The sequence below is a fragment of the Pandoraea faecigallinarum genome (assembly GCF_001029105.3).
Classification (GTDB): domain Bacteria; phylum Pseudomonadota; class Gammaproteobacteria; order Burkholderiales; family Burkholderiaceae; genus Pandoraea; species Pandoraea faecigallinarum.
Map to the genome: position 1 here is coordinate 3,971,294 of NZ_CP011807.3, position 13,976 is coordinate 3,985,269.

A 13,976-nucleotide genomic window follows, 5' to 3' on the forward strand; every position below is an offset into this window, starting at 1 on the left:
GCGCGACGCAATGCCCGGAACCGCCCGAAGCGGTTCAGAACACCCGCTCGCGCAACATCGAGAGGAGATACTGGCCGTAGCCGGTCTTTGCCAACGGCTGCGCCAGCGTCTCGATGGCGGCCGCGTCGATCCATCCCCGTCGATAGGCAATTTCCTCGGGACACGCGACCTTCAGCCCCTGACGCGATTCGATCGTCTGGATGAACGTGCTGGCTTCGAGCATCGATTCGTGCGTGCCCGTATCCAGCCACGCGTAACCGCGCCCCATGATCTGCACGTTGAGCTTGCCGCGCTTCAGATACTCGTTGTTGACGTCGGTGATCTCAAGTTCGCCGCGCGCCGACGGCTTGATGGCACGCGCGATCTCGACGACGTCGTTATCGCAGAAGTACAGCCCCGTCACGGCGTAGCGCGACTTCGGTTGCGTCGGCTTCTCGATCAGTTCGATGGCACGGCCCGACTCGTCGAACGTCACCACACCGTAGCGCTCCGGATCGTTTACCGGATAGGCGAACACGGTGGCGCCGTCGGTCTGGCAATTGGCCGCACTGAGCAGCGCCGCGAAATCGTGGCCGTAGAACAGGTTGTCGCCCAGCACGAGCGCGCACGGGTCGTTGCCGATGAAATCCGCGCCGATCAGGAATGCCTGCGCCAGACCGTCGGGGGACGGCTGCACCGCGTACTGGATGTTCAGTCCCCATTGGCTGCCGTCGCCGAGCAATTGCGCGAAGCGCGGCGTGTCCTGCGGCGTCGAGACCACGAGCACGTCGCGAATCCCCGCCAGCATCAGCGTGGTCAGCGGGTAATAGATCATCGGCTTGTCGTAGACGGGAAGCAATTGCTTCGATACCGCCAGCGTCGCCGGATAAAGGCGGGTGCCGGAGCCTCCCGCGAGAATGATGCCTTTGCGTCTGGTCGTCATGCCACATCTCCTGCCGGGGCGGCCGAGGCGTCCCGATCCTGATAATGCGTTTCGATCCAGCGCTGGTACTCCCCAGACTGCACCTGACGCACCCACTCGCCGTTGGCGAGGTACCACTGAACGGTCTTGCGCATGCCGGTCTCGAACGTCTCGGCCGGGCGCCATCCCAGTTCGCGCTCCAGTTTGCGCGCGTCGATGGCGTAACGGCGGTCGTGCCCCGGACGGTCCGTGACGAACGTGATCTGCTCGGCATACGACTTGCCGTCGGCGCGCGGCGAGAGTTCGTCGAGCAACTGGCAGAGATGCTTCACGACCGACAGATTGTTCTGCTCGTTCCACCCGCCGACGTTATAAACCTCGCCCGGCGTACCCTTGCGCAGCACTTCCCGGATGGCCGAGCAATGATCGCCGACATACAACCAGTCGCGTACGTTGCTGCCGTCGCCGTAGACCGGCAGCGGCTTGCCAGCCAGCGCATTGGCGATGACCAGCGGAATGAGCTTTTCCGGGAACTGATACGGGCCGTAATTGTTCGAGCAATTGGTCGTGAGCACCGGCAGGCCGTACGTGTGGTGATACGCGCGCACCAGGTGGTCCGAGCCGGCTTTGGAGGCCGAATACGGACTATTGGGGGCGTACGGCGTGGTCTCGGTGAACGCGGGATCGGTCGGACTCAGCGAACCGTAGACCTCGTCGGTCGACACATGCAGAAAGCGGAATTGCTCGCGCGCCTGGCCGTCGAGCCCGCTCCAATAGGCACGCGCCGCTTCGAGCATCGTGAACGTGCCGACGACGTTCGTCTGCACGAAGTCGCCCGGCCCGTGGATGGAGCGATCGACGTGGCTTTCCGCCGCGAAATGCAGCACCGCGCGCGGACGATGCTCCGCGTACAGGCGCTCGAGCGCGGGCCGGTCGCAGATGTCGACCTGCGCGAAGCGATGCCGCGCATCGCGCTCCACGCTTGCCAGATTGGCAAGATTGCCCGCGTACGTCAGCTTGTCGATGGTCAACACCGGCTCGTCGTGTTGCGCGAGCCAGTCCAGAACGAAATTTGCGCCGATGAAACCGGCGCCGCCAGTCACGAAGATCATGGGTACGGAAATAGAATGTGGGGGCGTCCTTACGTGCGCGGCACGCGCCCCATCAGGAAAAATTCGTCGTTCGGCCGCATCGAAATGGCATTGGCGATGCGGTTGGACATGCCGAAAAACGCCGTGATCGCAGCGATGTCCCAGATGTCCTCGTCATGCAGGCCATGGCCGCGCAGCGCCGCGTAATCGTCGTCGTTCACTTCCTGCGAACGCTCGCAGACTTTCAGCGCGTAGGCCAGAATCGCCTTCTGGCGCTCGGTCAGGTCCGCCTTCAGATAGTTGACGGCGACCTGGTCGGCGAGTAGCGGCTGCTTCTCGTAAATGCGCACCAGTGCACCGTGCGCAACTACGCAGTACAGACACTGGTTCGCGGCGCTTGTCGCGACCACGATCATTTCGCGCTCGCCCTTGCTCAGATTGCCGTCCTTGAGCATCAGCGCATCGTGATACGCGAAGAACGCACGGAACTGGTCGGGACGATGGGCCAGCGCCAGAAACACGTTCGGGATGAAGCCTGCCTTTTCATGCACCTCATGGATACGGGCACGAATGTCGCCGGGCAACGTGGCAAGGTCCGGCACGGGAAAACGGCTGATCGGCGGCGGGCTCATCATGGTCTCCTCAACGACGGGTTGAATTCGGGCGCGACGCCACGTGCAACGTCAGGCATCCTGCTGCTGTGCGTACTGAATGCGGTGCAAATGGGCGTACAGGCCATTATGCGTCACCAGTTCCTGGTGCGAGCCCTGCTCCACAATCCGGCCGTGTTCGAGCACGACGATGCGGTCGGCGCGCTCGATGGTCGACAGACGGTGGGCGATCACCAGCGTGGTGCGGCCCTCCATCAACACTTCCAGGGCCGCCTGCACGTGGCGCTCGGACTCGGAGTCCAGGGCCGACGTCGCTTCGTCAAGAATCAGGATCGGCGCGTCCTTGTAAATGGCGCGAGCGATCGCCAGGCGTTGACGCTGGCCGCCCGACAGCCGCATGCCGTTGTCGCCGACGAGCGTGTTCACGCCATCGGGCATCGCCGCGACCGCGTCGGCCAGATTGGCGGCGCGCAATGCGGCCTGCACGCGTTCGGCGTCGATTTCCTGCCCATAGGCAACGTTCGCGGCGATGGTGTCGTTGAACAGCACGACATCCTGACTCACGAACGCGATCTGGCGGCGCAGATCCGCCAGACGCAGTTCGTTCAGCGCAATGCCGTCGAGCAGAATCCGTCCGCCGGTCGGGTCGAAGAAGCGCGGCACCAGGTTGACCATCGTCGTCTTGCCGCTGCCCGACGGGCCGACCAGTGCGACCATCTCGCCCGGCGCGACGTCCAGCGAAATGTTGTCCAGCGTGGGGCGCTCGCTCGCGCCGTAGTGAAAGCTCACCCGCTCGAACGTCACGCGGCCCTTCGCGCGTTCGAGCGTGCGCTCGCCGCCCGTGGGCTCGACTTCCACGTCCATGACTTCGAAAATCAGCTCGGCGGCCGTCACGCCGCGTTGCAGCGGCTGGTTGACGTCCATCAGATGCTTGAGCGGCGAGACCACGAGCAGCAGGGCCGTGACGAACGCGGTGAACCCGCCCACGGTCATCTCGCCCGAGGACGATTCGATCATCGCCACCGTAATGACGATGGCCAGCGCCAGCGACGCGAGCGCCTGCGTGACCGGCTGTGCGAGACCGCCCGAGACCGTCACGCGCATGGCATAGCCGCGCAGCTTGCTGGTCATCTTGTCGAAGCGGTTTTTCTCGTACGCTTCGCCGTTGTGAATCTTCACGACCTTGTAGCCGCCGACCGCCTCTTCGACGACATACGACAACGCATTGGTCAGCGTTTGCTGCTCGCGGTTCAGGCGACGAAGGCGTCGGTTGATCTTGCCGACCAGCCAGCCGATGAGCGGCAGAATGACGGCCACGACCAGCGTGAGACGCCAATTGAGGTAGAACAGGTAGCCCAGCAGGCCGACAACGGTCAGCGAATCGCGCACGAGCGTGATGAGCACGGTGGTCAGCACACCGAGCACCTGATTGACTTCGTAGACGATGGCGTTGATGAGCGTGCTGGTCGTCTCGCGCTGATAGTAGGACGCCGGTGCGTGCAACAGACGCTCGAACATGCGCACACGCAAGTCCAGCAGCACCCGGTTCGAAACCCACGAGAGCATGTAGTTGGCCGAATACTGCGCCAACCCGCGAATCACGGCCAGACCGATCACCGCGGCCGGCACGTACCAGAGCTTCCACGGATCGCCGCCCGAGAAGCCTTTGTCGAGCACCGGCTTGAGGACTGCCGGGATCGCGGCTTCCGTTCCCGCGACCAGCGCCATGGCGAGAACGGCCAGCAGGCCCATGTGCCAATAAGGCTGGAGGTAGCCCAGCAGACGTCGCAGAATCGGTCCGGCGGGCTTGTGCGGTGCGCTCATGTAAGTCGGGGACGGCGGGAAAACCGCTATTCTAACGTACCGAACGGTCTCGCCGGGACGTGTCCGAACCGGACTCGGACGGTGCCGCAAAATCTCCGCAATGCCCAATATCCGGGGCCTTCGGCATGCCGAACCCGAGGGGGAACCGGTATACTCCGCCGCATGGCAAGCGCAATCGAAGTCCTCCGTACCGTATTCGGCTATAACGCATTCCGTGGCGATCAGGCCGCCATCGTCGACCATGTGGCCGACGGGGGCGATGCCCTCGTGCTCATGCCCACGGGCGGCGGCAAGTCACTCTGCTACCAGATTCCCGCGCTGCTGCGACCGGGCATCGGCATTGTCGTCTCTCCGCTCATCGCGCTCATGCAGGATCAGGTCGACGCCTTGCTGCAAGCCGGGGTGCGCGCCGCCTATCTGAATTCCAGTCTCGCCTTCGACGAGGCGGTCGATATCGAACGCCGCGCCGCCCGGGGCGAACTCGACCTGTTGTATGTCGCACCCGAACGGCTGCTCACCGAGCGCTTTCTCAATCTGCTCGACCGGCTCGACGAGCGGGGTCAACTGGCCCTCTTCGCCATCGACGAAGCCCATTGTGTCTCGCAATGGGGGCACGATTTCCGTCCCGAGTACATTCAGCTCTGCGCGCTGCACGAACGCTACCCGCGCGTGCCGCGCATCGCGCTCACCGCCACGGCGGACGCAGCCACACGCGAGGAAATTCAGACGCGACTGGGTTTGACCGAAGCGCGGTTGTTCGTCTCCAGCTTCGACCGGCCCAACATTCGCTACGAGATCGTCGACCGGGACAACCCGCGCAAGCAGTTGCTGGCTTTTCTGGCGCGGCATCGCGGCGAGGCGGGCATCGTGTATTGCCTGTCGCGCAAGAAAGTGGAGGAAACCGCCGCATGGCTGGAAACGCAGGGCATTCCTGCGCTGCCCTATCATGCGGGGCTGGACGCCGAGGTGCGGCGCATGCATCAGCAGCGGTTCCTGCGTGAGGAAGGGCTGGTGATGGCGGCGACCGTCGCGTTCGGCATGGGTATCGACAAGCCGGACGTGCGCTTCGTCGCGCACCTGGACCTGCCCAAGAGCCTCGAAGCCTACTATCAGGAGACGGGCCGCGCCGGCCGGGACGGGGAGCCCGCCGAAGCATGGATGACCTACGGTCTGAACGACGTCGTGGTGCATCGCAACCGGATCGACGAATCGAACGCCTCGGAATTGCAAAAGCGCGTCGAGCGCCAAAAACTCGACGCCCTGCTCGGCTACTGCGAAGCGCCACGCTGCCGCCGCACGGTGCTGCTGTCGTACTTCGGCGAGACGAGCGAGCCATGCGGGAACTGCGACGTCTGCCTCAATCCCCCGGAAGTGTTCGACGGCACCATCGCCGCACAGAAGGCGCTCTCAGCCATTTTGCGTACCGGCCAGCGCTTCGGTGCAGGGCACCTCATCGACTTGCTGCGCGGGCGCAGCACCGACAAGATTCGTCAATTCGGACATGAGAGTCTGCCGACCTTCGGCGTTGGCGGTGAAATGGACGATCAGGGCTGGCGCGCCGTGTTTCGTCAACTGATCGCGCACGGCATCATCGAACCGGACAGCAGCCAGTATGGAGCGCTGACGCTCAATGCGGCGGCACGGCCGGTGCTCAAGGGGGAAACGACGGTGTCGCTGCGGCGGCAACAGCGCCCGAGCGCGGGCAAGAAAAGCCGCTTTGCCGGATATGCGTCGGCACCGGCCATCGAACTCGACGTCGCCGATCAGCAATTGTTCGAGAAGTTGCGTGCGTGGCGGCAGGACGTCGCCAAGACACAGGCCGTGCCCGCCTACGTTATCCTGCATGACCGTACGTTGCGGGAACTCGCGCAGCGCCGTCCGCGCCACCGCGAAGGGCTGGCCGATATCACCGGCCTCGGCGAAGCGAAGATCGAACGCTACGGCGAAGCACTCGTGGAATTGCTCAATGCATGATCGCCGGTCTGCCTGAGCGCCCGAACGTCCGGAGGGCCTCGCTAACGGGACCGCCCGACTGCCCTCGACATATTTCCGGCATACGCCCACCAATATGGCTCAATATGGCCCGACGCCCACAGCAAACGCCTTACGTCCGCTCATGCCAAGTCTGCCTCTGACCGTCACGATTCTCACGCGTAACGAGCGCCACAACATCGTCGAGTGCATCGCATCGGTGAAGGCCTTCGCTTCGCAAATCGTCGTGCTCGACAACGCAAGCACGGACGGCACCGCGGCGCTTGCGCGCGCCGAGGGCGCCGACGTGTACGTCACGCCGGACTGGCCGGGTTTCGGGCCACAGAAGAATCGTGCGCTGTCGTATGCGACACAGCCATGGGTGCTGTCGCTGGACGCCGACGAGCGCATCACGCCCGAGTTGGCCGCCGAGGTGGCCGCCGCCATCGCACAAGGCACGCACGCCGGCTACCGCATGCCGCGTCTGTCGCAATTCCTCGGGCATTGGGTCAGGCATTGCGGGTGGTATCCGGACTATGTGTTGCGGCTGTTTCGCCGTGAAGCCGGACGCTTCTCCGACAACCTCGTGCACGAGCGTGTGATCGTCGATGGCGAGATTGGTACGCTCGCGCATCATCTGCTGCATTACAGCTACACGGAAGCGCGTCAGGTCGAGGATAAAGTGCAGCGATATGCCAGGGCCGGTGCGAAGGAGATGGCGTTGCGCGGCAAGCGGGTGTCGCCGCTCAAGCCGTGGATCAACGGCGGCTGGGCTTTCGTTCGCACATACGTGCTGCGTCGGGGCTTTTTGGATGGCGCGACCGGCGTTGCCATTGCCTGCATGAATGCCCGGAGCGCCTTTCTCAAATACGCGCTGCTGCGGCGCGGCGACGCCTGAGCCAGCCCGGCCGACCTCGTGCGCGTGCACATGACGGTGCGCGCGCCGTCACCGGTCGCCGCGACATGCCACCACGTGCCGCCACATGCCGCCACGTGCCACTACATGCCGCCGCATGCAGCGCATGCGCGAGCGGAAACGCCTGGGCGCGGCATCCACATCGGATGACCGCCACGAAGTAAAACGGACGCCGACGGCGTCCGGCGTCCGTTTCTGTCCCGCGGCCTTACTTGGCCAAGGCCCGCTTGATACGTGAGCGGAACAATTGCCAGCGCAGCTTGCCGTCGTCAACCGGCTCGGCGAGACGGCCATCGCTACCCGAAGGCACGGGCGTACCGCGACGCAGATAGTAACGGTCGAAAATCGACTGTGTCATTCCCCACTTGCGCAGGAACTGGGTACGCCCGTCGTTCTTTACGACCTTCCCCGTGCTCTTGCACTGGAAGTGATAGACGAGGCTCGCGCCCACTCCGACGAAGCGCCGTGCGCCAGCCGCCCACATCTTCATCGAAAAGTCGTTGTCGCTGCTCATGCCAGGGCTCAGCTCGGTGCTGTAACCGCCCACGAGGAACCACCAATCGCGATGCACGAGCGTCGGCGGCCACGTCGCGCCGAACCAGTCGGGCTTGCGATAAGTGGGCACTGCGGCGAGCAAGCCGGCTTCGTCGAACTTGTCGACGTCACGGCCGAAGTCCTGCACCAGCACGCATGGATTGCCGGTATCGACCGGCTCGATCATCGTGCCCGAGAGCATGAACGCCTTGTCCGGCTGAGCCTCGGCGCGTTCGATCAGTGCCGTGTCCCAGCCGGGGCAGCAATACATGTCGTCGTTGAGGTAGACGATGTACTTCTCGCGCGCGAGCGCCGCCGCCTGATTGACGGCGTAGCAAATGCCGATGTTATCCGGCGAGGCCGTATGCTCGATCCCCTCGGCCCTGACCCAATCGAGCGAACCGTCCGAACCATCGTTGACGTGAACGATGATCTGATGCGGGTAGCGCGAATTCTGTCGAATACTGCGAACGCAGAGTTGCAGCAAGGCGAGGTTGTTCCAGGTCGGAACGATGATGGAGAACATCCGGATTTCCTTGTTGTGTCGAGTGTCGGGCGGCGGATGACGGTCGGCTTCGCTTGCCGCCATCGCCTGCCGTGCGCTGCCCGCTGCCTCACCTCGGTGCATCGATGCATCGATGCACCGAAGCGTCAATAAATGACTTGCACCGAGTCGGTCGTGAGCCACTGACGAAGCTCGCCGAGCAATTCGTCGCCGGGCTGGACCTTCCAGTCGTCGCCGAGACGGGACTCGCACTCGGCGTCGGAACGGCGGTACACGATATGCACCGGCAGGCCGTTTTGCTTATCGGCGTCGCCGTCGCCATTGCCGTTGCGCCGGCCGAAACCACTGCCGCCTCCCCCCTGATGACCGCCGCCGTTGAAGCCCCCCCCGCCGCCACCGCCGCTGCCACCCCCGGCCGTCGCCGCCACGCGGTACATCGTGCAGTGCGGTTGCAGCGTGGCGCGCAGGCGCGTCCAGTCGGCATTGCCATTGAATGACAGCTTGAGTGCCCGCGCGAATCGCGCACGCGCGCGGCCGAGGTCCATCAGACTTTCCACAGTGAAGCGAAGACCGCCCGTGAAGCTGTCGGGACGCGCGTTGCCGTGCACGATCAGCAGCTCGTCTTCCTTGAACAGATGCTTGTTCGCTTCGAACTGCTCATTGAAGATCGTGACTTCCAGCGTGGCCGTTCCGTCGTCCAGCTGCACGATCAGCATCTTCCCGCGCTGCGTCATCATCGTGCGCATGCTGGAGATCACACCGGCCACGAGCCGGTCGCGCCCTTCCGACAGATCGCGGATACGTGTGCGCACGAAACGGCGCACTTCGTCCGCGTAGGAATCGAACATGTGGCCCGACAGATAGAAGCCGAGCGCCTGCTTTTCTTCCTGCAACTTGCGCTTGTCGGTCCAGGCCGGCTCGTCCGCCAGTTCCAGCGGCGCTTGCAGGCTTTCGTCGCCGAGATCGAACAGGCTGACCTGATTGGCCGCCGCGCTCGCCTGCTCGGCGGCTTCCATCGCCATCGGCACGGACGCCATTAACTGCGCACGGTTCTCGTGAATGGAATCGAAGGCGCCGGCACGAATCAGCGCCTCGATCGTGCGGCGGTTCACCACGCGGCGATCGATCCGCGCGCAGAAGTCGAACAGGTCGGTGAACGGCCCGGCTTCGCGGGCGCGCAGAATTTCTTCGATCGCCGACTGACCGCTACCCTTGATCGCGCCCAGACCGTAACGCACGGTCCTGGAATCGGCCGGCTCGAAGCGGTAGGCGGAGACGTTGACGTCCGGCGGCAGCACGCCCAGCCCGTTGGCCGGCGACAGGCAGTCTTCGTAGAGAATCTTGACCTTGTCGGTGTCGTCCATGGCCAGGCTCATGTTGGCTGCCATGAATTCGGCGGGATGGTGCGCCTTGAGCCAGGCGGTGTAGTAAGCGAGCAGCGCGTACGCAGCGGCGTGCGACTTGTTGAAGCCGTAGCCCGCAAACTTTTCCATCAGGTCGAAGATTTCGTCCGACTTCTCGCGCGTCAGACCGTTCTGAGCGGCCCCCTTGGCGAAAATCTCGCGATGTTCGGCCATTTCCTCGGCCTTTTTCTTGCCCATCGCGCGACGCAGCAAGTCGGCGCCACCGAGCGAGTAGCCGCCGATGATCTGCGCCATCTGCATCACCTGCTCCTGGTAGACCATGATGCCGTAGGTCTCCTGGAGCACCGGCTCGACGCGCGGATCCGGGTATTCCGTCTTTTCGCGGCCGTGCTTGCGCGCGCAGAAGCTCGGGATCAGATCCATCGGGCCCGGACGATACAACGCCACCAGCGCGATGATGTCCTCGAAGCGGTCGGGCTGGGCGTCCTTCAACATGCCCTGCATGCCCCGGCTTTCCAGCTGGAACACGGCGACCGTGTTGGCCTTCTTGAGGATGCTGAACGCCGCCGGGTCCGTGAGCGAGACCTGATCGAGCGACCAGTTCGCCATCTCCGGATGCAGGCGCTTGATGTAGCGCTCGGCCCAGTTAAGGATCGTGAGCGTGGTCAGGCCCAGAAAGTCGAACTTCACGAGGCCGACGGCTTCCACGTCGTCCTTGTCGTACTGGCTCACCACACCGCTGGCATCTTCGCCGCTGCCCTGCGTGTAAAGCGGGCAGAAGTCGGTGAGCTTGCCCGGGGCGATCAACACGCCGCCCGCGTGCATGCCGACGTTACGCGTGAGGCCTTCCACGCGCTGCGCCAGCTCGATCAATTGCTTGACTTCGTCTTCCGTCTGGTAGCGCTCGGCGAGCTGCGGCTCTTCCTTGAGCGCATCGTCGATGGTGACGTGCTTGCCCGGCTTGAACGGAATGAGCTTCGAGATCCCGTCGACGAAGTTGTAGCCGAGATCGAGCACACGACCGACGTCGCGCACCGCGGCCTTCGCGGCCATCGAGCCAAAGGTGGCGATTTGCGAGACGGCGTCCGCACCGTACTTGTCCTTCACGTACTGAATGACGCGATCGCGCCCGTCCTGACAGAAGTCGATGTCGAAGTCGGGCATCGAAACGCGTTCCGGATTCAGGAAGCGCTCGAACAGGAGGTTGTACTTGAGCGGGTCGAGATCGGTAATGCCCAGCGCGTACGCGACGAGCGAACCGGCGCCCGATCCGCGGCCCGGACCGACCGGCACACCGTTGTTCTTCGCCCATTGAATGAAGTCGGCCACGATCAGGAAGTAGCCCGGGAAGCCCATCTTGATGATCGTGCCGGTCTCGAAGTCGAGACGCTTGTAATACTCGGGGCGCCGCTCGTCGCGCTCGGCCTCGTCCGGGAACAACAGGGCGAGACGCTTCTCCAGCCCTTCCTTGGATAGTTGGACGAGGTAGTCGTCGAGCGACATGCCGTCCGGCGTCGGGAACAGCGGCAGCTTCGGCTTGCCGAGTTCGAGCGTCAGGTTGCAGCGCTTGGCGATTTCGACTGTGTTGGCAATGGCGGACGGCACGTCGTCGAACGCGGCGATCATGTCGTCCTGCGTACGGAAGCTCTGGTCCTGAGTGAAGCGGCGCACCCGGCGCGCATTGCCGAGCATTTCGCCTTCCGAGATACACACGCGCGCTTCGTGCGCGGTGAAATCGTCGGCCGTCATGAACTGGATCGGATGCGTGGCGACCACCGGCAGCCCGGCCTTCGCCGCGAGTTGCACCGCCTGCTGCACGTACGTTTCCATGCCTTGCTGGCCGGTGCGTTGCAGTTCGATGTAAAAGGCCCCCGGAAAAACGCTCGCCCAATGTTTCGCGCACTGCAACGCCAGATCCGGATTGCCTGCCGCCAATGCCGCGCCGACATCGCCCATCTGAGCGCCGGAGAGCGCGAGCAGACCGCGGGCCAGACCGTCGGGCGTCAGCCACGACGATTCGATCTCGGCGCGCCCCCGGTACTGGTTGTTCAACCAGGCACGCGAGAGCAACTGACACAGGTTCAGATAGCCTTGCCGGTCGCGCGCGAGCAGCAGCAGTCGCGACGGCTTGTCGCGATCGGCCGGATTCGTGATCCAGGCGTCGCAACCGATGATCGGCTTGACACCCTTGCCACGGGCTTCCTTGTAGAAACGGATGGCCCCGAACATGTTCGCCAGATCGGTGAGCGCGAGCGCGCCCTGCCCGTCCTTGGCGGCGGCCTTGACGACGTCGTCGAGCCGCACGATGCCATCGGCAATCGAGTATTCGGAGTGGAGACGGAGGTGGACGAAGCGAGGTTCTGACATGGGCCGTATTGTAACGCGGCCTCCCCGGATTGACCGCGTCCGGATGATCGGTGCCGCCTCGCGTCAACGGTGCCTGACACCGGCCTGCGGCATGCCCGGCCGTGCAGCGCCACGCACGGGCAATGCACCGGCACCGGCGGCATCGGCAAGCACGAACAGGGCCGACATGAGCGAATCCGGGAATCCCGGCCGGCCATTGTCGCGCAGACTCTCGGGCCAAACAAAAACGCCGGCGCGCTGACACCGGCAAAGACGCCATACGAGATCCCCACCGGACATGCAAATATCGCATCATTGGGCGCCCGTGCCCGCACGCGCCGCCGAGCCCCCAAAATCCTCCCGCGCTTCGCAACCCGTACCGGCTTCACCCGACCGGCAACGACCGCACGGCGCGGCATCGGCCACCGAAACGCCGCCCAGCCACAACGATTCCGGTTACAGCAGCGACGATAGCGAAAATGGCGTGCTTCACCGCAACGATGCAAGCGCAGACCGCAGCGGCAGCGCCAGCGAGCCCGACATCGATCCCGACGCCTGGCGCATCGGCAACCCGGCGCTCGACAGCCTGCGGCGCACCATGCTCCATGCGCGCAATGTGGCCCCCGGTGCGGCGCCGGACGTCCCGGGAACACGCGTTGCGGCTGGCATCGGGCGCACGGCGACACCCGGCAGGATCGAATCCGCGGTGCCCCGCCCCAGTCCCAACGCGAGGTCGATGCCGCTGTTCAGCGAATCCCTGCAGCGCGTGGCGAACCAATACAAGGTCGTGATCGGCCTGCGCCAGCCGAACACGCTCGGCCAGTCGCTGTTGCGCGAGGGTTTTCCAACCAAGAACTTCCACGTCAAGGCAAAAACGAGCGCGACAGGGCCGACCGCCGGCTTCGTGCCCCACGAACCGAAATACGCGAAGGTCGGCCTCGCGCAGTGGGAAAAGCAGGCAAACGCCGTTGCCGACGCGCTGCGTGCCGGTGCGAAGGCCGTCAATCTGCGGCTCAGCCAGGAACGGGTGACCGAACTGGTCACGCTCGGCGCTATGACACCCGCCGGCGGCTCGCGCTACGGCGCCGACTTCCCGTGCGGGACATTGACATTCTCGTTGCGATCCAACGGCACGGATACCTTCGACGTGCTCGATGCCGCCGGACACCCTGTGAAGGTGCTCACGAATCCGCCGGAACTGTCCGGCGGATTCGCCAGGGACAAGGCGCTCAGGGCGAGCCCGCTGCCCATTACGGCGGACTACGACCTCTTCTGTCTGTTCTCGTCGTGGCAACGCGACGTCGATCAAACGCCGATGCCCGTGCAGCCGCATGTCGTGGCCGGGCCGAAGATGCCGTCGCACAACCGTGCATCGCAGTATCTGAAGGCCGTCGCGGCCGGAAACACGCGGGCCGAAGACCCCAACATGGGCAACATTTCGCTGTTTCATCGCACCATCGTCGATGCGCTGAACGCCGCCGTGATCGACGACGGCTACCGAGGCGGCAAGCTCTTCTGGCACAACACGGAAAACGGCAATCCCTTCTCCCCCGGCTTTTCGTCCAGCGACGCCCCGATATTCTTCGTCCCCGGCAAGCGCACGGCGCTCACGGCGTCCAGCCTCGAAGACCTGAACGGCATCCTGGGAGAACTGCGTGAACTCGGATACGCCGCGCGGCTGAGTCCGCGGCTGAGCGTTCGGGCGTGATCCCCGGCCGACGTGGCAGGTCGCGCCTCGACACCGTGGGCTCGCGGCGCGGCCGACGCGGCGGCTGTGTCCCGATGCGTCCCGATGCGTCCCACTACGATGCAATATGCTCCGAAGCAGGCCGCTTTGTCCTGAATCAAGCACGAACCGGCACCGAATCGGCGATAATGGCGCTTTATTGCTTCACGCTTTTGCGAAAACCCGT

9 protein-coding genes are annotated in these 13,976 nt (G+C 64.3%); 3 read left to right on the forward strand and 6 right to left on the reverse strand.

Features of this window, described 5'->3' with window-relative positions; all coding sequences use genetic code 11:
• Positions 1–34: 34 nt before the first annotated feature.
• The 4 genes from rfbA to msbA are packed head-to-tail and all read right to left on the reverse strand — an operon-like array spanning position 35 to position 4,427.
• Positions 35–922 (reverse strand): glucose-1-phosphate thymidylyltransferase RfbA, encoded by an 888-nt coding sequence (rfbA, locus tag AB870_RS17400; RefSeq protein WP_047905673.1) that lies wholly within the window; start codon positions 920–922, stop codon positions 35–37.
• Positions 919–2,013, reverse strand: coding sequence for a dTDP-glucose 4,6-dehydratase (gene rfbB, locus AB870_RS17405; protein ID WP_047905674.1), 1,095 nt, complete (start codon positions 2,011–2,013; stop codon positions 919–921). The genes rfbA and rfbB overlap by 4 nt, the downstream gene beginning before the upstream one ends.
• A gap of 29 nt (positions 2,014–2,042) precedes the next feature.
• On the reverse strand, positions 2,043–2,624 hold the full coding sequence (locus AB870_RS17410; protein WP_084663827.1) for a peroxidase-related enzyme: 582 nt from the start codon (positions 2,622–2,624) through the stop codon (positions 2,043–2,045).
• Between the two features lie 51 nt (positions 2,625–2,675).
• Complete coding sequence (msbA, locus tag AB870_RS17415) at positions 2,676–4,427, reverse strand: lipid A export permease/ATP-binding protein MsbA (protein ID WP_047905676.1); 1,752 nt, start codon at positions 4,425–4,427, stop codon at positions 2,676–2,678.
• Between the two features lie 162 nt (positions 4,428–4,589).
• Between msbA and recQ the strand changes: the two genes are divergently transcribed.
• A complete protein-coding gene (recQ, locus tag AB870_RS17420) occupies positions 4,590–6,401 on the forward strand; it encodes a DNA helicase RecQ (RefSeq protein ID WP_047905677.1) in 1,812 nt (603 codons plus the stop codon).
• A 142-nt stretch (positions 6,402–6,543) separates the two neighbouring features.
• On the forward strand, positions 6,544–7,296 hold the full coding sequence (locus tag AB870_RS17425) for a glycosyltransferase family 2 protein (RefSeq protein WP_047905678.1): 753 nt from the start codon (positions 6,544–6,546) through the stop codon (positions 7,294–7,296).
• A 226-nt stretch (positions 7,297–7,522) separates the two neighbouring features.
• Here AB870_RS17425 and AB870_RS17430 read toward each other — a convergent pair whose 3' ends face one another.
• Together AB870_RS17430 and dnaE are read right to left on the reverse strand one after the other, a co-directional pair.
• A complete protein-coding gene (locus AB870_RS17430; RefSeq protein ID WP_047908351.1) occupies positions 7,523–8,374 on the reverse strand; it encodes a glycosyltransferase family 2 protein in 852 nt (283 codons plus the stop codon).
• A gap of 125 nt (positions 8,375–8,499) precedes the next feature.
• On the reverse strand, positions 8,500–12,093 hold the full coding sequence (gene dnaE / locus AB870_RS17435; protein ID WP_047905679.1) for a DNA polymerase III subunit alpha: 3,594 nt from the start codon (positions 12,091–12,093) through the stop codon (positions 8,500–8,502).
• A 454-nt stretch (positions 12,094–12,547) separates the two neighbouring features.
• Here dnaE and AB870_RS17445 point away from each other — a divergent pair, with 454 nt between their 5' ends.
• Entirely contained in the window at positions 12,548–13,771 is a 1,224-nt protein-coding gene (locus tag AB870_RS17445; protein WP_167362715.1) for an anthrax toxin-like adenylyl cyclase domain-containing protein, read from the forward strand.
• Positions 13,772–13,976 lie beyond the last annotated feature (205 nt).